This window comes from Hugonella massiliensis, assembly GCA_001486445.1.
Classification (GTDB): domain Bacteria; phylum Actinomycetota; class Coriobacteriia; order Coriobacteriales; family Eggerthellaceae; genus Hugonella; species Hugonella massiliensis.
In genome coordinates, this window is sequence record LN908986.1 from 1,443,612 (window position 1) to 1,464,946 (window position 21,335).

At 64.1% G+C, this 21,335-nt stretch carries 14 protein-coding genes and 2 tRNA genes; 2 read left to right on the forward strand and 14 right to left on the reverse strand.

What is annotated here, in order from left to right; translation table 11 throughout:
- Positions 1–178: 178 nt before the first annotated feature.
- The 6 genes from glmM to rlmB form a co-directional block, all read right to left on the reverse strand.
- Positions 179–1,516 (reverse strand): phosphoglucosamine mutase, encoded by a 1,338-nt coding sequence (gene glmM / locus BN3270_RS08990; protein ID WP_058986745.1) that lies wholly within the window; start codon positions 1,514–1,516, stop codon positions 179–181.
- Positions 1,516–1,935, reverse strand: coding sequence for a phosphoribosyl-ATP diphosphatase (gene hisE, locus BN3270_RS08995; protein WP_058986746.1), 420 nt, complete (start codon positions 1,933–1,935; stop codon positions 1,516–1,518). Before hisE ends, glmM begins: the two co-directional genes overlap by 1 nt.
- 69 nt (positions 1,936–2,004) lie before the next feature.
- Positions 2,005–6,417: a DNA-directed RNA polymerase subunit beta' gene (locus tag BN3270_RS09000; protein WP_058986747.1), complete on the reverse strand. Its 4,413-nt coding sequence runs from the start codon at positions 6,415–6,417 to the stop codon at positions 2,005–2,007.
- A gap of 4 nt (positions 6,418–6,421) precedes the next feature.
- Positions 6,422–9,952 carry a DNA-directed RNA polymerase subunit beta gene (gene rpoB / locus BN3270_RS09005; RefSeq protein WP_058986748.1) on the reverse strand — a complete coding sequence of 1,177 codons (3,531 nt, stop codon included), beginning with the start codon at positions 9,950–9,952 and terminating at the stop codon, positions 6,422–6,424.
- Between the two features lie 217 nt (positions 9,953–10,169).
- Positions 10,170–10,712 carry an NYN domain-containing protein gene (locus BN3270_RS09010; RefSeq protein WP_058986749.1) on the reverse strand — a complete coding sequence of 181 codons (543 nt, stop codon included), beginning with the start codon at positions 10,710–10,712 and terminating at the stop codon, positions 10,170–10,172.
- Between the two features lie 7 nt (positions 10,713–10,719).
- On the reverse strand, positions 10,720–11,472 hold the full coding sequence (gene rlmB / locus BN3270_RS09015; RefSeq protein WP_058986750.1) for a 23S rRNA (guanosine(2251)-2'-O)-methyltransferase RlmB: 753 nt from the start codon (positions 11,470–11,472) through the stop codon (positions 10,720–10,722).
- Between the two features lie 55 nt (positions 11,473–11,527).
- Here rlmB and BN3270_RS09020 point away from each other — a divergent pair, with 55 nt between their 5' ends.
- Complete coding sequence (locus tag BN3270_RS09020; protein ID WP_058986751.1) at positions 11,528–11,971, forward strand: metallophosphoesterase family protein; 444 nt, start codon at positions 11,528–11,530, stop codon at positions 11,969–11,971.
- 24 nt (positions 11,972–11,995) lie between these two features.
- Here the strand turns inward: BN3270_RS09020 and mtnA are convergent, their stop codons facing one another.
- From mtnA to BN3270_RS09055, 7 genes are all read right to left on the reverse strand, one after another.
- Positions 11,996–13,039: an S-methyl-5-thioribose-1-phosphate isomerase gene (gene mtnA, locus BN3270_RS09025; RefSeq protein ID WP_058986752.1), complete on the reverse strand. Its 1,044-nt coding sequence runs from the start codon at positions 13,037–13,039 to the stop codon at positions 11,996–11,998.
- Positions 13,029–14,456, reverse strand: a complete 1,428-nt coding sequence (locus tag BN3270_RS09030) for an NAD(P)/FAD-dependent oxidoreductase (protein WP_058986753.1) — start codon at positions 14,454–14,456, stop codon at positions 13,029–13,031. Before BN3270_RS09030 ends, mtnA begins: the two co-directional genes overlap by 11 nt.
- A gap of 72 nt (positions 14,457–14,528) precedes the next feature.
- The gene (locus tag BN3270_RS09035) at positions 14,529–14,993 is read right to left on the reverse strand and encodes a universal stress protein (RefSeq protein WP_058986754.1); all 465 of its coding nucleotides are present in this window, start codon (positions 14,991–14,993) and stop codon (positions 14,529–14,531) included.
- Between the two features lie 104 nt (positions 14,994–15,097).
- Positions 15,098–15,583 (reverse strand): CarD family transcriptional regulator, encoded by a 486-nt coding sequence (locus BN3270_RS09040; RefSeq protein WP_058986755.1) that lies wholly within the window; start codon positions 15,581–15,583, stop codon positions 15,098–15,100.
- A gap of 205 nt (positions 15,584–15,788) precedes the next feature.
- Positions 15,789–15,863, reverse strand: a tRNA-Val gene (locus BN3270_RS09045).
- A gap of 45 nt (positions 15,864–15,908) precedes the next feature.
- The gene (locus BN3270_RS09050) at positions 15,909–17,630 is read right to left on the reverse strand and encodes a L,D-transpeptidase family protein (protein WP_058986756.1); all 1,722 of its coding nucleotides are present in this window, start codon (positions 17,628–17,630) and stop codon (positions 15,909–15,911) included.
- A 240-nt stretch (positions 17,631–17,870) separates the two neighbouring features.
- Positions 17,871–19,268 carry a Sapep family Mn(2+)-dependent dipeptidase gene (locus BN3270_RS09055; RefSeq protein WP_058986757.1) on the reverse strand — a complete coding sequence of 466 codons (1,398 nt, stop codon included), beginning with the start codon at positions 19,266–19,268 and terminating at the stop codon, positions 17,871–17,873.
- Between the two features lie 68 nt (positions 19,269–19,336).
- On the opposite strand from BN3270_RS09055, the gene BN3270_RS09060 reads away from it, so the two are divergent.
- Positions 19,337–19,420: transfer RNA gene (locus tag BN3270_RS09060), tRNA-Leu, on the forward strand.
- 496 nt (positions 19,421–19,916) lie between these two features.
- Here the strand turns inward: BN3270_RS09060 and BN3270_RS09065 are convergent.
- The gene (locus BN3270_RS09065) at positions 19,917–21,254 is read right to left on the reverse strand and encodes a response regulator transcription factor (protein WP_058986758.1); all 1,338 of its coding nucleotides are present in this window, start codon (positions 21,252–21,254) and stop codon (positions 19,917–19,919) included.
- Positions 21,255–21,335: the final 81 nt, after the last annotated feature.

A 21,335-nucleotide genomic window follows, 5' to 3' on the forward strand; every position in this document is an offset into this window, starting at 1 on the left:
TAAGAATAAGCGGGATATCCGAGCAGGAGCGCACGGGGCCGCCGAAACGCCTGCGCCAAGGGGCGTTTAAGGAAGGGCGAGCGGGGACTTGAGCGACCGCCCTTCCCCGAATATGCAAAAAAACGCCCGTCGGCAAACCGACGGGCGCATGACGAGCAGAGTAATGACAAGTGATCCCTTAGGCCAGCTCGTCTTCGACCACCTGGGCAATCGCGTTGGCATGATGAGCGGCCACTTCGTTGGTGGCGGCTTCGACCATCACGCGAATCAAGGGCTCGGTGCCGCTCGGGCGCACGAGGACGCGACCGTCGCTACCCAAGGCCTCTTCGGCAGCGGCGATGGCACGAGCGATGGCCTCGTTGCCGGAAAGACCGGCCTTGTCGGCCACCCTGACGTTCACGAGCTCCTGAGGGAAGCGGGTCATCTGGCCGGCCGCTTCGGCGGCGGACAGCCCGTTGCGCACGCAGACGCTGATGAACTGGCAGGCGGTCATAAGGCCGTCGCCGGTGGAATTGTGACGCAGCAGAATGGTGTGCCCGCTCTGCTCGCCGCCGATCACGTAGCCGTTGTCGCGCATGGCCTGCAGGACATGGCGGTCGCCTACCGCGGTCTGCAGGACGTCGATGCCGTGCGCCTCCATGGCGCGCACGAAGCCCAGGTTGCACATGACCGTCGACACGGCGGTGTTGCCGGCCAAAAGGCCACGGTTCTTCAGGTCGATCGCGCAGGCGGCTTCGACCATGTCGCCATCGATTTCGTTGCCGTTGGCATCGATGAACAAGACGCGGTCGGCATCGCCGTCATGGGCGATGCCCAGATCGGCGCCAATTTCAGCCACCAGGTTGCGCACCTTGCCCAAATGGGTCGAACCGCAGTCGACGTTGATGTCGGTGCCGTTGAAGTCGTCGTTGATGACCGTGACGTCGGCCCCCAGCCGGCGCAGGGCTTCGGCCGTGGTGAGGCTCGAGGCGCCGTGGGCGGTATCGAGGGCAATGGTGAGCCCCTCGAAGGTCACGCCCTGGGCCTTGATCGCGTCGACGGCATGCTCGATGTAGATTTCCACGGCGTTTTCAACGGGAACGACCGTGCCCACCGCATCGCCGGGAACGCGGTCGGCCACCGGCAAGCCGCCGGCCACCGCGTAGTCTTCCACCTGCTGTTCAAGGTCGACCGGCAGCTTGAAGCCTTCGCCGTCGAAGAACTTGATGCCGTTGTATTCCGGCGGGTTGTGGGACGCCGAAATAACGATGCCCCCGTTGGCGTGGAGCTCGCGCGCAAGGAGGGCCACCGCCGGCGTGGGAATCACGCCGAGGGCGAGCACCGTGCCGCCCGCCGACATGATGCCGGCGTTGAGGGCGGCTTCGAGCATGTCGCCCGAAAGGCGCGTGTCCTTGCCCACGGCGATCGTGGTGCCCAGGAATTTCACCGCCGCCTGGCCCAGAGCGAAGGCTGTCTCGCAGGTAAGGTCGGTGTTGGCAACGCCGCGCGCGCCGTCGGTTCCGAAAAGCTTGCCCATTACTTTCCTCTTTTCACATGGTCGGGCGTAAGCATGACCGCGCCAGCGGGGCGTTCGTCGGCGCGCATGCGCATATTGAGTTCTGCGGCGAATTCGTCAAGCTCGATCCCGTAGCGCTCGAGCACCACGAGCAGGTGGTACACCACGTCGGCCGCTTCGTAGCGCAGGTGGTCGGTTTCCGCGTCGCGCGCGGCACCCTGGGCGGCACCGGCGTCTTTGGCCGCCAGCGCCACTTCCCCGGCTTCTTCCATAACCTTCTTCAGGCAATCGTCGTCTTTGCCGTTGAGCAAGCGCCAGGTGTAGCTTTCGGCACCTGCCTCGCGGCGCCCGTGGATGGTGGCCGCCAGCGCTTCGATCGTCGCTCCGATCTGGCTGGCCGGCGCGCTTTCCCCTTCGGGCACGTAGGTCTTGTCGCTCATGTGCGTCTCTCCCTCTATGAAAGCGGGGCGCCCTGGGGCACCCCGCTTCGTCGTTACCGGTAACGGCGCTTATTCGTTGTCGCCGTCAGCGTCGTCGGAAGAGGCGTCATCGGTATGGTCGTCGACGTGGAGACCCAGATCGATCGAGCCTCCGCCCAGAAGGTCGTTGAGCTCGTCGAAATCGCGCTGGTAGGAACGCGGAGGCATGGCCTCGCCGAGCATTTCCTCGCCGTCGTTGTTGTAGGTCGCCGGCTGGTCGCCGCCGATCAGGATGGTGTCGTCGGGCGAGAAGACCATGTCGAGCAGCTTGCTCATGTCGTCACCCGAAGCGTTGAGGTCGTCCTCGATCACGTCGGACAGGCCATGGGCTTCCAGGCCGGCCTTCAGCTCTTCGATGGCCTTGGCGCCGATGCCTTCGATGCGCAGCAGGTCATCTTCGTTGTAGCCGACCAAGTCGCCCACCGTTTCGATGCCCGCCTCGCTGAACTTGTTGGCCCAGCGCTGGGACACGCCCAGGTCGTCGTAGATGTAGAGGCGCGCGTCTTCATCGGAAAGCTTCTTGTTGCGGCCCGCCGAAAGGCTGTTGAAGTAGCTCGAGTAGCTCCCGCCCATGTTGAGGTAGGAATCGCCGTCGAGCGACCAGTCCTGGGGCTGCGGGAGCAGCTCTTCGGTCTTGCGCAGCTCGTCGGGAGCGTAGTCGGGCAGCGTGTCGTTGCCTTCGGACGTATCGACCGGGCGACCCTTGTAGGTGAGCTCGACGTCGCGGTAGCGGCGCAGGCCCGTGCCGGCAGGGATCGGCTTGCCGATGATGACGTTTTCCTTCAGGCCCACCAGGTGGTCGGTCTTACCTTCGATAGCGGCGTCGGTAAGGACCTTGGTGGTTTCCTGGAAGGAAGCCGCGGACAGCCAAGAGTCGGTAGCCAGAGACGCCTTGGTGATGCCCAGCAGGAGCGGGCGACCCGTCGGCGGCTGCTTGCCTTCCAGCACGAGCTGGTTGGCGGCGTCTTCGAACTCGTAGCGGTTGACCTGACGGCCCGGCAGGTAGGAGGAGTCGCCGGAGTCGAGCACCACGACCTTGCGCAGCATCTGGCGTGCGATGACCTCGATGTGCTTGTCGTTGATGTCAACGCCCTGGCTGACGTACACCTGCTGAACCTGGCCCACGATGTAGCGCAGGGTGGTGTTGGGGTCGGTGAGGCGCAGCAAGTCGTGCGGATCGATGGAGCCGCGGGTGATCTGCTGGCCGACCTTCACTTCGCTGCCGTCTTCGACGCCCGGCATGAGCTGAGCGCGCGCCGGCACCGTGTATTCGCGGTAGTTGCCTTCCTGGTCGTGGATGGTGAGCACCTTGGTGTTCTTGTCGCCCGATACCTGCAGGGTACCGGCGATTTCGGCGAGCACGGCCAAGCCCTTGGGCTTGCGCGCTTCGAACAATTCCACGACACGGGGAAGACCCTGCGTGATGTCTTCGCCGGCAACGCCGCCGGAGTGGAAGGTACGCATGGTCAGCTGGGTACCCGGTTCGCCAATCGACTGGGCGGCGATGATGCCCACAGCCGTGCCGATGTTGACCGGGCGGCTCGTGGCCAGATCCCAGCCGTAGCACTTCTGGCAGACGCCGTGTTCGGCATGGCAGGTCATGATCGTACGGATCGTGACTTCCGTGACGCCCTTGGCATCCCAGGCGCCCAGTTCGCTCATGCTGTCGATGTAGTCGCCGGCGGCAGCGAGCACGTTGCCTTCCCCGTCGACCACGTCTTCCGAAAGGCAACGGCCGATGAGGTTCTCGTCGAGCTCGCCCTTGTCGGTGTGCAGCGGATAGGGCACGCCTTCGGTGGTGCCGCAGTCGAGTTCGCGGACGATGACGTCCTGGGCAACGTCGACCAGACGACGGGTCAGGTAACCCGAGTCGGCGGTACGCAGAGCGGTGTCGGCCAGACCCTTACGGGCGCCGTGCGACGACAGGAAGTATTCCAACACCGACATGCCCTCGCGGAAGTTCGACTTAATGGGCTGGTCGATGATCTCGCCCTTGGTGTCGGCCATCAGGCCGCGCATGCCGGCAAGCTGGCGAATCTGCTTGACGTTACCACGAGCGCCCGACGTGGCCATCTGGTAGATCGGGTTGAGCTCGCTGAAGCCGGCCGCCATGGCGTTGCCCACTTCTTCGGTGGCGTCGGTCCAGATGTCGACCGCCTGCTTGTGGCGTTCGTCGTCGGACATGAGGCCCATCTCGTAGTCGTCGTCGATGGCTTCGATCTTGGCTTCGGCGGCGTCGATGATCTCGTCCTTGTTGTCGGGGATCGTGGCGTCCCAAATGGACACGGTAAGGCCCGACTTGGTGGCGTAGTGGAAGCCGTTGGACTTCAGGCCGTCCAGGATAGGCTCCATCTGGCTGGTGGTGTAGCGGTTGGAGCAATCGCCCACCAGCTTGCCCATGACGCCCTTGTCAACCACGAAGTTGAGGAAGGGGTAGTCGTCGGGCAGCACCGAGTTGAAGATGATGCGGCCGGCGGACGTGGTGATGCGGCTGCCCGCAGGACGCACGACCGGCTTGCCGAACTCGTCGGCGATTTCCATGTCGCGCGGCAGGCGCACTTCGATCTTGGCCTGGGCGTCGAGGTCGGCGTGGGCGTCGAAGGCGTGACGGGCGTCGTCGAAGCTGGCGAAGGCGCGGCCCTCGCCGAGCATGCCGTCGCGCAGGGTCGTCAGGTAGTAGGTGCCGATAATCATGTCCTGGGTAGGAATGGTCAGCGGGCGACCATGGGCCGGCGACTTGATGTTGTTGGACGAAAGCATGAGCACGCGAGCTTCGGCCTGGGCAGCACTCGACAGGGGCACGTGCACGGCCATCTGGTCGCCGTCGAAGTCGGCGTTGAAGGCGGTGCAGACGAGCGGATGCAGCTTGATGGCCTTGCCGTTGGTCAGCACAGGCTCGAAGGCCTGGATACCCAAGCGGTGCAGGGTAGGTGCGCGGTTGAGCAGGACCGGATGCTCGGTGATGACCTCTTCGAGCACGTCCCACACGTAGCTGGCGCCGCGGTCGATCGCGCGCTTGGCAGCCTTGATGTTGGCGGAGTACTCGAGCTCGACCAGGCGCTTCATGACGAAGGGCTTGAACAGTTCGAGAGCCATCTGCGAAGGCAGGCCGCACTGGTGCAGCTTGAGTTCAGGACCGACAACGATTACCGAACGGCCGGAGTAGTCGACGCGCTTGCCAAGCAGGTTCTGACGGAAACGACCCTGCTTGCCCTTGAGCATGTCGGCCAGGGACTTGAGCGGACGGTTGCCGGGGCCCGTGACGGGACGGCCGCGACGGCCGTTGTCGAACAGGGAGTCCACCGCTTCCTGGAGCATGCGCTTCTCGTTGTTCACGATGATTTCAGGCGCACCCAGGTCGAGCAGACGCTTCAGGCGGTTGTTGCGGTTGATCACGCGACGGTAGAGGTCGTTCAGGTCGCTCGTGGCGAAGCGGCCGCCGTCGAGCTGCACCATGGGGCGCAGGTCGGGCGGGATGACCGGGATCACGTCGAGGATGGTGTCGCGCGGCTTGTTGTCGCTCTTCAGGAAGGCATCGACGACCTTGAGGCGCTTGACGGCCTTGGTGCGCTTCTGGCCCTTGCCGTTGGCAATGGTGTCCTGAAGCTCTTCGGCCGTGGCTTCCAGGTCGAGCGCGTCGAGCAGGTCGCGCACGGCTTCGGCGCCCATGCCGCCCTTGAAGTAGTCGCTGTAGTTCAGGCGCATCTCGCGATAGAGGGCCTCGTCGGGAACGAGTTGCTTGGGCTCGATCTTGAGGAAGGCTTCCAGGGCTTCGCTGCGCAGGGCCTTGCGCTCGTTGAATTCTTCGTAGATGTCGGCGAGCTCGTCTTCGACCTCTTCGGGGGTCATGCGCTCTTCGTCTTCGATGTCATCGACGAACTCGTCTTCCTCCGGCACGTAGTCGGTAGAAAGGCGGCGCGTCGCGGCGACCAGGCGGTCGCGTTCGGCGTCGAGCTCTTCGAGGTCGGCGGCCAGCTCGTCGCGGAGTTCGGCTTCGTCTTCCTCGCGAGCTTCCTTATCGACGCTCGTGATGATGGCGCTCGCGAAGTAGAGCACCTTTTCGAGATCTTTGGGCGGAATGTCGAGCAGGTAGCCCAAACGGGACGGGCTGCCCTTGAAGTACCAGATGTGGCTCACGGGAGCGGCGAGCTCGATGTGGCCCATGCGCTCGCGACGCACCTTGCTGCGGGTCACTTCGACGCCGCAGCGTTCGCACACGATGCCCTTGAAGCGGATGCGCTTGTACTTGCCGCAGGCGCATTCCCAGTCCTTGGTGGGGCCGAAGATGCGCTCGCAGAAGAGGCCGTCCTTTTCGGGCTTGAGGGTACGGTAGTTGATGGTCTCGGGCTTCTTTACCTCGCCGTGGGACCAGCTGCGGATTTCTTCCGCGCTTGCGAGGGAGACGCGCAGAGCGTCGAAGTTGGTGACGTCGTATTCGGTCATTTACTTACTCCTCCCCGCCGATAAGGTCGTTGCCATTGTCGCTGTCTTTCAGATCGTCGCTGATGAGGCCGTCGAGCGCCGCGACCAGGCTGTCGAGAGCGCTGTCTTCGTCCTCTTCGGTCTTCTTGGCTTCGGCTTCCATGTTGTCGTAGATGTGCTTGCCAGCGCCTTCGGGTTCGTGGGTTTCCGACACGTCGAGCACTTCGTTGTTGTGGCCTTCGAGCTCGACGTTCAGGCACAGGGACTTCATTTCCTTGATGAGCACCTTGAACGATTCGGGCACTTCGGGGGCGGGCATGTTCTCGCCCTTGACGATGGCCTCGTAGGTCTTCACGCGACCCACGGTGTCGTCGGACTTGACCGTGAGGATTTCCTGCAGCACGTTCGACGCGCCGTAGGCGTAGAGGGCCCACACTTCCATCTCGCCGAAACGCTGGCCGCCGAACTGAGCTTTGCCGCCCAGGGGCTGCTGCGTGATGAGGCTGTAGGGGCCGGTCGAACGGGCATGGATCTTGTCGTCGACCATATGGCCCAGTTTCAGCATGTAGGGGTAGCCCACGGTGATCGGCTCGCGCAGGGGTTCGCCCGTGCGGCCGTCGTAGAGGGTGGTCTTGCCGAACTTGTTGAGCTGGGGCACGAATTCCTCGCGCGCATGCTCGCCGTACTTTTCCTTGGCCAGGTTGACCAGGTTGCGGTTGGTCTTCTGCAGAACGTCGGCGATTTCGTCTTCCGTCGCGCTATCGAAGACCGGGGTCGACACGAACATGGGTCCGTGCACGGCCTTGTCGGAGTTGGGCTCTTCGTCCCAGCCCCACTTGGCGGCCCAGCCCAGGTGGCATTCGAGCAGCTGGCCAACGTTCATACGGGAAGGCACGCCCAGGGGGTTGAGCATGATGTCGACGGGGGTACCGTCTGCCAGGTAGGGCATGTCTTCAACGGGAAGCACGCGAGAGACGCAGCCCTTGTTGCCGTGACGGCCGGACATCTTGTCGCCCTGCTGCATCTTGCGCTTCTGGGCAACGTAGACGCGCACCTGTTCGTTGACGCCGGGAGCGAGTTCGTCGCCGGCTTCGCGGCTGAAGCGATGGATGCCGATCACGCGGCCGCCGGCGCCATGGGGCACCTTCAGGCTCGTGTCGCGGACTTCGCGGGCCTTTTCACCGAAGATGGCACGCAGCAGGCGCTCTTCGGCAGTGAGCTCGGTTTCGCCCTTGGGGGTGACCTTGCCCACGAGCACGTCGCCCGGGTGCACTTCGGCGCCCACGCGGATCACGCCGTCGGCGTCGAGGTCGGTGGTCATTTCATCGGCCATGTTGGGGATTTCGCGGGTGATTTCTTCCGGCCCCAGCTTGGTGTCGCGCGCATCGATTTCGTATTCGGCGATGTTGATGCTCGTGAGAAGGTCTTCGGCCACGACGCGCTCGGAGATGATGATGGCGTCCTCGTAGTTGTAACCTTCCCAGGGCATGTAGGCGACCAGGAGGTTCTGGCCCAGAGCGAGCTCGCCGCCGTCGCAGGACTGGCCGTCAGCGAGGACGTCGCCCTTCTCGACGCGGTCGCCCTTGCGGACGATCGGTTTGTGGTTGATGCAGTAGCCCTGGTTGGAGCGCTGGAACTTGGGCACCAGATACTCGTCGTACTCGCCGTCGTCGGTGAGGACGTTGATGACCTCGCCGTCGACGTAGTCGATCACGCCGGCGTTCTGGGCGACGAGGATCTCGCCGGAGTCGACCGCGATCTGGTGTTCGATGCCGGTACCGACGAGCGGCGCGTGCGGGCGCAGCAGGGGCACGGCCTGACGCTGCATGTTCGAACCCATGAGGGCGCGGTGGGCGTCGTCGTGTTCCAGGAAGGGAATGAGCGAGGTGGCCACCGACACCATCTGGCGCGGGGACACGTCCATGTAGTCGACCATCGACACGGGCACTTCGGCAGGGTCGCCGAATTCGCCGTGGGAGTTCTTCGTACGAGCGAGCACGCGGCGGGTTTCGACGAATTCGCCGTCGACCATGCGGCCGAGCACGCGGGTTTCGGGGTCGAAGGGCTCGTTGGCCTGGGCGATGACGTGGTTCTCTTCCTCATCGGCGGTGAGGTAGTCGATATCGTCGGTCACCTTGCCGTCGACGATGCGGCGGTAGGGGCTCTCGATGAAGCCGTAGGGGTTGACGCGGGCGTAGCTCGCGAGCGAACCGATCAGGCCGATGTTGGGGCCTTCAGGCGTTTCGATCGGGCACATGCGGCCGTAGTGGGAGTTATGGACGTCGCGGACTTCGAAGCCTGCGCGCTCGCGCGACAGGCCGCCGGGGCCCAGGGCCGAAAGGCGGCGCTTGTGGGTGACGCCGGCGATGGGGTTCGACTGGTCCATGAACTGGGACAGCTGGGAGGAACCGAAGAATTCCTTGATCGATGCCACGATCGGGCGGATGTTGATGAGGCTCTGCGGCGTGATGTCGTCGGGCTCCTGAACGCTCATGCGCTCGCGGACCACGCGCTCCATGCGCGACAGGCCGATGCGGAACTGGTTCTGAATGAGTTCGCCCACCGTACGGATGCGGCGGTTGCCGAAGTGGTCGATATCGTCGGTGACATAGCCTTCTTCACCGTCGTGCAGAGCCACGATATAGCGCATCGTGGCCACGATATCGTCCGTGGTCAGCGTGGAGGAATCGTTTTCGGCGTCGAAGCCGAGCTTCTTGTTGATCTTGTAGCGGCCCACCTTGGCGAGGTTGTAGCGCTGCGGGTTGAAGAAGAGCCCGTCGAGCAGGGTACGCGCCGAGTCGATCGTGGGCGGTTCGCCCGGACGGAAACGCTTGTAGAGCTCGATGAGGGATTCGTCGCGCGTGGTGGCCGGGTCGCGGTCGAGAGTGCGCAGCACCATTTCCGACTCGCCCAGGCACTCCACCATTTCCTCGCGCGTTTCTGCCAGGCCCAGGGCGCGCAGCAGCAAGGTGGCCGGCTGCTTGCGCTTGCGGTCGATGCGGACCGAAAGGATGTCGCGCTTGTCGGTTTCGAACTCGAGCCAGGCGCCGCGGGAGGGAATGACCTTGGCGTTGTAGAGCGTCGCGTTGCTCGTCTTGTCGCGCTCGGAGCCGAAATAGACGCCGGGCGAACGCACAAGCTGGGAGACGACGACGCGCTCGGTGCCGTTGATGATGAAGGTGCCGCGCGGGGTCATGAGCGGGAAGTCGCCCATGAAGACGTCCTGCTCTTTGATCTCGCCGGTCTCGAGGTTCATGAAGCGCACTTCGGCGAACAGGGGGGCCTGGTAGGTCACGTCCTTCAGGCGGCATTCGTCGACCGTGTACTTCGGCTCGCCAAACTCATGCTTGCCGATTTCGACGCGCATGTTCTTGGTGTTGCTCTCGATCGGGCAGATGTCCTGGAACGCCTCGTCGAGACCTTCATTCTGAAACCATTTGAAACTTTCCGTTTGAATGGCGATGAGGTTGGGGACGTCCATGACGGCCGGGATCTTCGCGAAGCTTCTGCGGCTCCTATAAAGGCTGGTGGGAGCGTTATTTTGTGCTTGCGCCACGGGGCTTTTCCTCCTTCAGAAAAATCCGTACATGTGCGAAAAGTCGCAATGTCCAAAGATACGTTCCTGTCAAGAGGAAGTCAAGAAATTTTTTTCTAAGCCGTGGATATCTGATGTGGTTTTGTGCTACATGCGGGGTGAATCCGCGTGGTTTTCGGGGGTATTCGACGACGCTGACGAGCGGTCGCTACCTCCGTGCGCAGCCCTTCCCTACCCGTTACGCATGGCCGTCGCGCAGGGCCTTGAGCTTGGCCAGGGTGTCGGGGCTGATGCGTTCGGCCACCGTGTTCTTGCGCTTGACGCACGGGGCTTCGTCTTGGACGGTTTCCTCGTCGAGCAGCTGGGCCTCGCGCGAAAAGCCGTCGGCGCTCATGCGGTCGACGCCCAAGCCGAACACGGCATCCTGGATGCTCGCGTCGCTCGTGACCACCATTACTTCCCGGTTGCGTTCGCGCGCATCATGCGAGAGCTTTTCGATCACGGTGTCGGCGGTGGTGCCGGCCGGCGAGAAGACCACGTTCACGCCGCCGATGATTTCGGCTTCGCCCGTGGAATAGGGGTTGTCGGTGCCGTCGAAGACCACGTAGGCCGTGGCATAGTCGCGCCCCATGTAGGCGATCACATCGTTGATGAGAACCTCGCGCGATTTGTTGAACCACTCGTCGGTCCAGTCGGGGTTCTCGCGCAGATAGCGATAGCGGCTCCCGCTGCGCAGGATGTTGTAGCCGTCGACGATGAGGACTTTGTCGCGCGCCTTCATAGCGGACTTACGCCCGTTCGTTCTGGCGAAGCCATTCGTACATGCAGGCCGTGGCCGACTGGGCCACGTTGAGCGAGGCGGTCTTGCCCATCTGGGGCAGGGCGACCAAGAAATCGCAGGTCTCTTGGGTGAGGCGGGCCAGCCCCTCGCCTTCGTTGCCCATGACGAGGACGATCTTGCCCTTCAGGTTGGCATCCCAGATACTCTGATCGGCCTTTTCGCTCGCGCCGGCGACCCAGAAGCCCGCTTCCTTGCAACGCTCGAGCGCCTGCTTCAGGTTGGCCACCTGGGCGATGGGCATATTGGCCACGGCACCCGCCGAGCTCTTGTAGGTGGCGGCGGTCACCTGGGCCGACCGCTTGTTGGGGATCACGACGCCGGCGGCGCCCACCACTTCGGCGCTGCGGACGATGGCGCCCAGATTGCCCGCGTCGGTGATGTGGTCGAGCGCCACGATGAGGGCGCGGCCGTCGGTGCGGGCGGCCTGAGCCTCGGCATGGGCCAGCACGTCGCCCATGCCCGCGTAGGGGAAAGGCTTTGCCTGGGCCGCGACGCCCTGATGGCTGCCGCGGGCGCTGATGCGGTCGAGGTCGGCCCGGCGCACCGTGCGCACGGGAACCTTCTGCGCCTTGGCCTTGCGCAGGATGTCGGAGATAAGGGCGTCGCGCTTCACGTTGTCGGCGAGCAGCACGGCCTCGATGGGCACGTGCGTGCGCAGCGCTTCGATAACGGGGCGTTTTCCTTCGATGTATTCACTCATAATGACTGTATTATGAAGCCGAAAATCGGACGTCGCACGCGAAAAGGGGAATTACATGAAAATCGGGATTGTGTCCGACCTGCACGGCAAGCTCCCCGGGGCCGCGGTCGAGGCCCTGCAGGGGGTCGACCGCATCATCTGCGCAGGCGACGTGGAACGCGAACCACTTCTGTGGGAGCTGCAGACGGTCGCACCCGTGATCTGCGTGATGGGCAACAACGATTACGGGCGCATCGACGCCCCCTTTTGGGCTTCGCCCACGATCGGAGGCGTGAAGTTCCTCATCGTGCACCGGCCCGAAGACGTGGGTGTGCCCGCCCCCGACGTGCAGGTGGTCGTCCACGGGCATACCCACATCCCGCGCAATCAGCGGATCGGGAATGTGCTCTACGTAAACCCCGGCAGCACCACCCGCCCGCGCGGAGGCAGCGACCCGAGCATCGCAATCATGGAAATCGAAGACGGCGCCGTTGCCGACGTGCGCTTCGTTACGGTCTAGCGCCCCGCCGTGCTCCGCCGAGGGCTAGGCGAACAGGGCCCCGATGCTCTCGGTGAAGGGCGGGCGCAGGATGCCGCGCTCCGTTACGATTGCCGTGATGAGCTCGTGGTCGGTCACGTCGAAGGCCGGGTTGTAGCAGGTCACGCCTGCGGGCGCCATGGGGCGCTCGTAGAACATGGTCTTGATTTCGTTGGGATCGCGCAGCTCGATGGGAATGTCGTCGCCGGTCGCGCACGCCAAATCGAGCGTCGACGACGGGCACATCACATAGAAGGGCACGCCATAGTGGCGGGCGATGATAGCCAGCCCGCTCGTCCCGATCTTGTTGGCCGCATCGCCGTTGGCCGCCACCCGGTCGCAGCCCACGAAGCAGGCCTGCACCCAACCCTGCTTCATCACGATGCTCGCCATGTTGTCGCAGATCAGCGTCACATCGACCCCCGCGCGGTCGAGCTCGTAGCTCGTGAGGCGCGCCCCCTGCAGAAGCGGCCGCGTTTCGTCGGCGTAGACGTGGAAGCTCATGCCGCGCTCGTGACCCAGAAGCATGGGGCCGAGCGCCGTGCCGTAGGCACTCGTGGCCAGCGGGCCCGCATTGCAGTGGGTGATGAGCCCCCAGCCGTCCTCGATGAGGGACAGGCCCAATTCGGCCATGCGCTTACAGGTGCGCACGTCTTCGTCCTGCACGGCGCGCGCTTCGGTCACAAGGGCCGCTTCGATCGCCGGGCGACCTTCGCCCGCATGCGCGTCGAGCACGCCCATCATCCGGCGCAGAGCCCACGAAAGGTTCACCGCGGTTGGGCGGCTCGCGTTCAGGTAGTCGGCCATCTGCTGCATATGGGTGCGGAACTCCTCGCCCGTGCCCATCGGCGCGCGCTTGGCGAGCATGGCGAAGGCCGCCGCGGCGAAGATGCCGATCGCCGGCGCCCCGCGCACGGCCAGGCGGGCAATCGCGTCATAGCAGGCTTCGGCCGTGGTGAGGTCGAGATAGACCTCGTCGTTGGGCAGCCGCGTCTGGTCGAGGATGCGCACCGACATTCCGTCGGCCGCGAGTTTCACGTTATCGCACATGGGCAGTTCCTTCCGTTGCCACACCCGCTAGTTCCTTCCCCATAAGATAGCCCATGACCGAACTCATCATGAGGCCGCGCGTCCACCCGCTCGAATCGCCCAGGCAGTGCAGGCCGTGCAGGCTCGTGGCGAAACGGGCGTCCATCTTCACGCGGTTGCTGTAGAACTTCAACTCGGGCGAGTAAAGCAGGGTCTCGCGCGCGGCAAAGCCGGGGATGGCCTTATCGACCGCGAACATGAAGTTGAGAATGTTGGTCATCGCGCGGTAGGGCATGGCGGCCGTGATGTCGCCCGCCACCGCGTCGGGCAGGGTAGGCCGCACGTTGGCGTGCGAAAGTTCCTTGGGCCAGGTGCGCTTGCCGTCGACGATATCGCCCAGGCGCTGGACGAGAATATGTCCCGCGCCGAGCATGTTGGTGAGCCTGCCCACCAACTGGGCGTAGGCGATGGGCTCGTCGAAGGGCTCGCGGAAGTTCTGCGAGCAGAGGATGGCCAGATTGGTGTTGGACGACTTGCGCTCCTTGTAGGAGTGGCCGTTGACCACCGCCAGGCCGCCGTCGTAGTTTTCCTGCGACACGAAGCCGCCCGGATTCTGGCAGAAGGTGCGCACCTTGTTTTTGTAGGGCAAGGGATAGCCGATGAGCTTGCTCTCGTAGAGCACGTTGTTCACCGTTTCCATGATTTCGTTGCGCACTTCCACGCGCACGCCGATGTCGACCGGGCCCGCTTCGTGCGCGATGCCGTGTTCGCGGCAGAGCTGGTCGAACCAGCCGGCACCGCGCCGCCCGCAGGCGACGATCGTGTGGTCGGCGCGCATTTCGACGGTCTCCCCGCCCTGCACGAAGACGGCCCCCTTGCAGGCGTCGCCCTCGATGACAAGCTGCCGGCAGGTGGCCGAAAACCGCAGGTCGACGCCCGCATCGACCAGATAACGCTCGATGCGGGCGTAAATTTCCTGAGCGCGTTCGGTGCCCAGATGGCGGATGGGACAATCGACCAGCTGCAGGCCCGCTTCAATCGCCCGGCGGCGGATTTGGGCCACCGCGTCTTTATCGCCCACCCCCTCGACATGGGTGTCGGCCCCGAACTTCAGATAGAGGCCGTCGACGCGGTCGATCGTGCGCTCCACCAGGTCGGCCCCTACCAGGTCGGGCAGGTCGCCGCCCACCTCATGCGAAAGCGACAGCTTGCCGTCGGAAAAGGCGCCCGCCCCCGAAAAGCCCGTCGTGATGCGGCAGGGGTCGCAGTTCACGCAGCGGCCCGTTTCGGCCTTGGGGCAATGACGCCGCTCGATTGGCAGCCCGCGGTCGATGAGGACGATATGGCGCGCGTCGCCCTCTTCGAGCAGCGATAAGGCCGTGAAGATACCGGCCGGGCCGGCCCCTATGATGCAGATGTCAGCGTGTTCGAGCTTCACGTGACCCCCTTACGCAAAGCACGCGCACCCCGAAAAGGGTGCGCGTGCGCACAGATTCGTGTGACTGCCGGGCTACTTGACGATGAGCACCGGGATATCGACCGAACGCAGCACCGCGTAGCTCACCGAGCCGAGCGCGCCGCGCAGGGCACCCAAGCCGCGGTTGCCCATGACGATCAGGTCGAACTCGCCAGACTTGGCGAAGCCGACGATTTCATCATGCGGCTTGCCCGAGGTGACGCGATAGACGACGTCTTTGAAATCACCCACAATGCCCTTCGTATTCTCGATGAGCGCGTCTTTCTGCTGGGCGTAGAAGGTGCGCTGCATGGTAAGGGTGTCCGCTTCGGAAAAACGGGCGACGCCGGCCATCTGGGCGGCGGCTTCGAAGGTCGGGTCGTCGAAATCGGGAAGCTCGGCGACGTAGAGCACGGTCACCTTGCCACCTTCGGTTTCGCGCGCCATTTCGACGGCGGTCTTCAGGGCGGTCTTCGCATGGTCGGATTTGTCATACGGAACAAGGATGTTGCGATACATCTGAAACCCCTAACTATCGGCTGGGCATGATTTCACTGTAGCACAAAACCGCAGACGAACGCCGTGTTTCCGCCTGCGCAACCGCCGACGGGACCACGGGGCCCCTACTTGGAAGCGATGAAGTCGTCGACCTCTCCGGGCTCGATGCCAAGGACCACCGAAAAGATATCGCGGATGTGGTCCTGGGCGTTGCGCAGAATGCTCGAGTCGCTCGACGTGCTGCGCTTGCCGATTTCGGTCACCTTCTGCTTATGAAGGGCAAACGTCTTTTCCAACACGAGCAGCTCGAGCATAGAGCCCTGATCGATGACGTGGCGGGCGTGGGCGCGACGGGCGTCGTTGTCTTTGATCCAGGAAAGGGTGGCGTCTTTGGCCCCCTCGATCGCGTCGAGCACGGCCTGCTTTTCGGGCAGGGGGCGCATGCGGCCCACCAGATGCTCGTTGTCGACCGGCACGAGGAATTTCGTATGGCGTTTGTGCACGGAGCTGAGCGAATAGTACGCGCCCGTATCGCGTTCTTCGATTTCGTCGATACGGCAGACGCCGTTCGAGCCGTACAGAATGACATCATCACGTGCAAACTGAGCCATGCAATCATCTCCTGACCATAGTTTACTTCCTTTTTGCACGGAGATAATAGTTTTACGCTTCGGAAGGCCACTTTTTTCGTGATAACGGCCGCAAATGCACTATATTGCAAAGTTTACTCTGCGTGCCCGCTCCCATTCGCACGGTCGCACCCGCTTGCATATAAAGAAAGCCGGGGCGTTTCCGCTCCCGGCTCTGCAGGTGAAATGGTGGGCGATGCAGGGTTCGAACCTGCGACCTACTGCTTGTAAGGCAGCCGCGCTCCCGCTGCGCCAATCGCCCAAACGTTGGTCTATCTTGCCACACCCGTGGCGAGGGTGCAAGACGTTAGTCGTGCACGATGACGGCGTTGCCGATCTGGATGAGGTCGTAGAGGGCCGCCGCCTTCGCGGGAGGCAGGTTGCAGCAGCCGTGCGAGCCGTAGCCCTGCTGGTAGCGCGTGCCGCCGAAGGCCGCCTGCCAGCTCGCATCGTGGAAGCCGATACCGTCGGTGGTGAACTGCATCCAATACTGCACCTGAGTGACGTATTCGGGCTTGCCCGTTGCCGGGTCGATCTTGCCGGTCAGCGTACCCGGGCTCTGCTTTTTGAAGATGCGGAAGATGCCCCGGGTGGTGTCGTGGCCAGGCTTGCCCGAAACGATGTCGGACTCCCAGACCAGGTTTCCGTCGACATCGAAGAACCAGGCGTGCTGGGCCGAGATGTCCACTTCGGCATGGGCGCCCCAATCGGGTTGGCCCACGCCCTTCCAGGTATAGCCTTCGCTCGTGGTGGCAACCTTGAGCTGACCCTGGGTATGGTTGTTGATGGCGTCCTTCAGATCGCTCGCGAACTGGTCTTTGTCGACCTTCCAGCCGTACGTGCCGCCGGAAACGCCGATCACGCCGTCGTTGACCGTTTGGTACTGGCGGGTGGTGCCCACGGTGTTCACCGTGTCGACGAAATCGGACACCCAGGAATCGATCGCGCTCTCGTCGAGCGTGGCCGTGTAATCGTCGCCGACCGTTACGAACTTCGCGATCTGGCTCGGCCCGACCTCGCCGGCATGGATGGCAGACGAACCCAGCACGAGCTCGACGTCGGCGCCCAGGAAGCCGTTGGCCTGTTCGGCAGCGGACGCGAGTCCCGGTTCGGTGGAAAGAACGGTGGGCTGCACGAGCTGGGCATCGGAAAGCTTCACTTGGGAGAGCATGCCGCCCAGAGCCGTATCGACCGCGGAAACGGCCGCGTCGCCATCGATTTTGGTGCCGGGCTGTTCGGGCACGACCTTGAAGGACCCCGAGGCGTCGTCGTAGCCGATCGTGGCGTTCACCGGGTCGGCGGCCTTCTTGTTGTACTGGTCGACCTGCTCGCCAACGAGCTGGGACACCTTGTCTTTGTCGTAGTCGTTGTCGAGCACCGTGGACTCGTCGTGCTGAAGGAAGACCTGCACCGGCCACTGCCAGGCCTGGTTGGCTTCAAGGGCCTTCTTGGCTTCAGCATTCCCGTCGACCTTCAGACCGATCTGCTGGCTGGTGAGCGTGAAGTCGAGATCGTCACCCGACACGGCGAGCGTGTAGCTGTCGGCCAGGTCGTCGGCGAGCGAGGCCATGGCCTGCGGCCCCTGCAGGGAGATGTCTTTCCCGGCGAAGGTGGTGTGGGGATAGAAGATGTTGGAAAAGACGACGATGCCCACCACGTAGATGGCGACGAGCACGGCCAGGATGATCGCCACGATCTTCGGGGCCTTGCTCTTCTGCTTGGGCGCCTGGGCCGAAGCAGGCATATGGGGCGTGGGGGAAACGGGGGCGGGCTGCGGAGGGCGCGGCGGTTGGGGGCCGCCGGCGAAGGCCATGCGCTGCGAGCCGCGAAGGGGCGCACCCCCAGCCGCGGCCGGCATCGCCCGCTGGCCCGTGCGCACGCCAGAAGCACCGTTCGCACGGGTAAAGGGCATGCGGGCAGCAGAAGCCCCCGCTGCGGAGGGCGCCGTGCGATATGCGTTGGGGCGCCCTACCCATGCGGCTTGCGAGGGGACGGCGCGCCCCTGAGAATGCTGTTCGAACCTGTTCATACGATCCTCGTCTTACGGTAGCCAAAACGGCGTCATGTACGCACGCATTCTAGCAACCTCGCGCAACTGGGAGCGACGAGGCGCGGCATCTTCGTGCAATCGACACCAGCAATAAGAATTACTCCTATTTGCTAGTAATAATACCGCATTACTTCAGTTTGCCAACTAGGTTCGAACAATTTACAAAAGCAGGGGGGGCGCATGCGTGCACCTGCATGCGCCCCCCCTGCGCAGGCGTTTCTACAAATCGAGCTTCATAAGCCGATCGAGGGCGACGGCGTACACCTTGAAGGCCTGCTTGAGCTGGTCTTCGGGCACGCCTTCGTCGGCTGCATGCATACCGCCCACCCAGCTGGGGATTTCTTCCCCGTGCACCGCCGAGCCGAACCCGGCCGCCGTGGCGAAGCTGCGCGCATAGGTACCGCCCCCGATAGTGAAGGGCGGCTGGTCGTCGCCCGACACGTCGCGATAGCTGTGCGCGAGCGCCCGGATGAAATCGCCTTGCGGATCCATGAGGAAGACGGGTTCGACCCGCGTGGCCTCCCAACAGGCCCCGCAGTCGGCCGCCTGCGCATCGAGAGCCTCCTGCAGCGCTTCGACCGGCAACGCCGACGTGAAGCGGACGTCAATCGTCAGGCGGCGCTCCCCTTCCGCTTCGCTTGCCAAACCGGCCACCATCGTGAGCGGGCCGAAGGCGTCGTCGGACGAGGCGATGCCGAACGACGACCCGTCACTCGCACCGCTCGCGCGCGCGACGAGCTCGAACCAGGGGCGCTCTGACGGCGCGCACAGATCATGTTCGAGCAGATAGGCGGCGAGAAGGTGGATCGCGTTCACCCCGCCTTCGGGCGTGGAAGCGTGCGCCTGCACGCCCTGGGCCACAAGGCGCATGCGCCCCGGCCCGGCAGGCTCTGCCGTGATGCGCGAGGCAGCGGGTGCTTGGTCGGCCCGCACAATCACTTCCGCCCGAGCCGGCACCGCGTTGAGGGCCATCCCGCCCGTGAAGCGCTCGACGCGGGCATCGGCGGGCACGGGACAGGCGAAGGCCCCCTGCAGCTGCCCCTTCTCGCCGTAGCAGACGGGGAACTCGTCGTCGGGCGTGAAGACAAGGGCCGGGTCGGCGTAGACCTCGTGGAAATGTCGCACGTCGGCCATGCCCGTTTCCTCGTTCGCTCCCAAAATGAAGCGGAGGGTGTAGGGGAAGCGGCCGGAACGGCCGAAAAGAAAGCGCGCCGCATGCAGGGCCATAAGCAGGGGCCCCTTGTCGTCGCCCGTGCCGCGGCCGATGAGGTAGCCCTTGGTGCGGGTGACGCGCCAGGGATCGAAATGCCAGCCCTCTCCCGCCGGTACGACGTCCAGATGGCCGATGACGCCGATCTGCGTCGCGGACTCGCCCGGGAAATCGGCCACCCCGCAATACCCGTCGAGGTTTTCGGGACGGGCGCCGAAGCGGGCACACAGGTCGAGCCCCGCCTGCAGGGCGCGAGCGGGCCCCTGGCCGAAGGGGGCGCCGGGGCCGGCCGTCGCCGGATCTTCCACGCTTTGGATGCGCACCAGGGAGTCGAGGTCGGTCACCATTTCGTCCCAATGGGCGTCGAGATAGGCATCGAGTTCGGCATCGAAAGTTTGATCAATCATTGGCCCTCATTTCTCTCGCGCCTATTTTACCCTCGAGAGAGCGCACCTTTTGCTATAATCGGCCAAGCGCCCGAGTGGCGGAATGGCAGACGCGGCGGTCTCAAAAACCGCTATCTTCGGATGTGCGAGTTCGACTCTCGCCTCGGGCACCATTTCGAATGCAACAACGCCCCTGTTGAGGGGCGTTGTTCGTATCTGGGCACCCATGCCACACCCCGTGGGGTGCGCTACGCACCGGGGTCGCCCCGTCCGGCTTGGGAGCACCGCTCCCCGGCCAATCCGTCCGGGCGCCGTCCGCCGAAGCCTCCATCAGATGGCTGAAATTGCGCAGAATGCGGTCGTTTTCGCCGCCCGCTGGCTGAAATCGCACGGAATGCGGTGTGCGCCAGCCGCACCCTCGCGGGCGGGCTTGGCCCGCTTAATCAATGACCTGGGGTTTTGCAACCGGCGAAGCCGCCAAGAGACCCGATTCGCGCGATTCGGCGCGAATCGGGAACTACATTTCGGCACATCTCTGCCAGCAGCCCTCGAAATCGACTGCACATCGGCCAATTTCTGCCAGCCCGCGGGCGCCGCCCCAAAGCGCGCCGCATCCCGAGCGCGGGGCGCCGCCATGCCGCTCGCACACGCGAGCAGCCGCGCCCGCCCCTAGCGATCGCCCCCGCCCGTCAGGAGGTCCATCATCTCCTGCTTGCTGTGGACGTTGAGCTTCTGGTAGATATGGCGCGCATGGCTGCGCACGGTGTTTTCCGAAATGAACAGGGTTTCGGCGATGTAGGACTTCGACCGCCCCTTGCAGAGGAGCTTCATCACTTCTATCTCGCGCTTGGTGAGCTTGTGGGCGGTGCCTATTTCGGCGCACTTCTCGTCGATGGATTCGAAGGTCACCTGGCCGGGCACGGCGGTATCGAGGTCGCGGAAAAGGCGCCCTTCGATGAAGTTGCGGTCGTTGAGCGTGAGGATGGCCGTCACCGTGAGCACGTACGAAAGAAGGGCCACCAGAAACGAGGCGTTGGCCTGCGCCGCCACTACCGAGCCCACGCCGTTGCCCACGGCGACCGGCAGCGCATAGGCGACCCAGGCGCACCCGAAGACCGTAGAGGGAGATACCTTGCTGTGGTGCGACACGTCGGCGAGCATGGTCCACATGACGGCAACGAGCAGGCTTTGGTCGACGGCCACGAGGACGAGCACCCAGCCGACGAAATCGGGGCCGATATTGGGCAGGAAGAGCAAGGCGGTGGCCACGATAATCACGATGGCCCGCCACATGTTGGTGTAGTGCAGCTTGCCACGGAAGGAAAACACCCACCAGATGACCATGAGGGCGGCGCACATCTCTACCCCGTGCTGGACGAGCGAAAGCTGCCAGCGGGGCGTGTACGACGGGGCGATCGCCACCGTCGACGCCATGCCGATGATGAAGGAGCACACCGCCACACCGAGCAGAATGACGAGGGGAAAAGCCTCTTTTGCGCTCTGGAAGTAGAGCTGGGGCGCCACGCGCGGGGCGGGAACGATTGTGCGCGCCTTAGACAGGAGCAGGGGGGACACCAGGGGAAGAGCGATGAGCAGGCAGGTCCAGGGAAGGACGAGCAGGTCGAAGGCGAGCTTGGCCGCACACCCGAAGAACATGGCCCCGAACGTGCAAGCAACCGCGTCGCGCAGGTCCATTTTGGCGTAGAGCGGCGCCCACGACAGGTAAGAGAGGGCCGTAGCCACCCCGCCCGCCGCCGCCCCGGCGAGAATCGCAGGCTCGGGCAGCTGCACGATACCGAGCAGGGGCACCGTGGAAGCCGCCATGAGGATGGACGCGGGCGCGCCCAGCACCGCGTTGGCACGATCGCCGGCCACGTGGTGCAGCACGATGAACAGCAGCATGCCGATCGAAAGGGCCACGAAGAAGACGAGGGGAACGCGTGCGCCCGCCTGGCCAAGCGCCGCTTGATGGACGGCCTCGAAGGACCACACCTGCGGAATAGCCAAACCGAAATACGCCCATTGGAAATGGGTAAACTCTACGGGCCAATCGTTCTGTAGCTGGCCTTGTGCTTCATGTTCGGACGC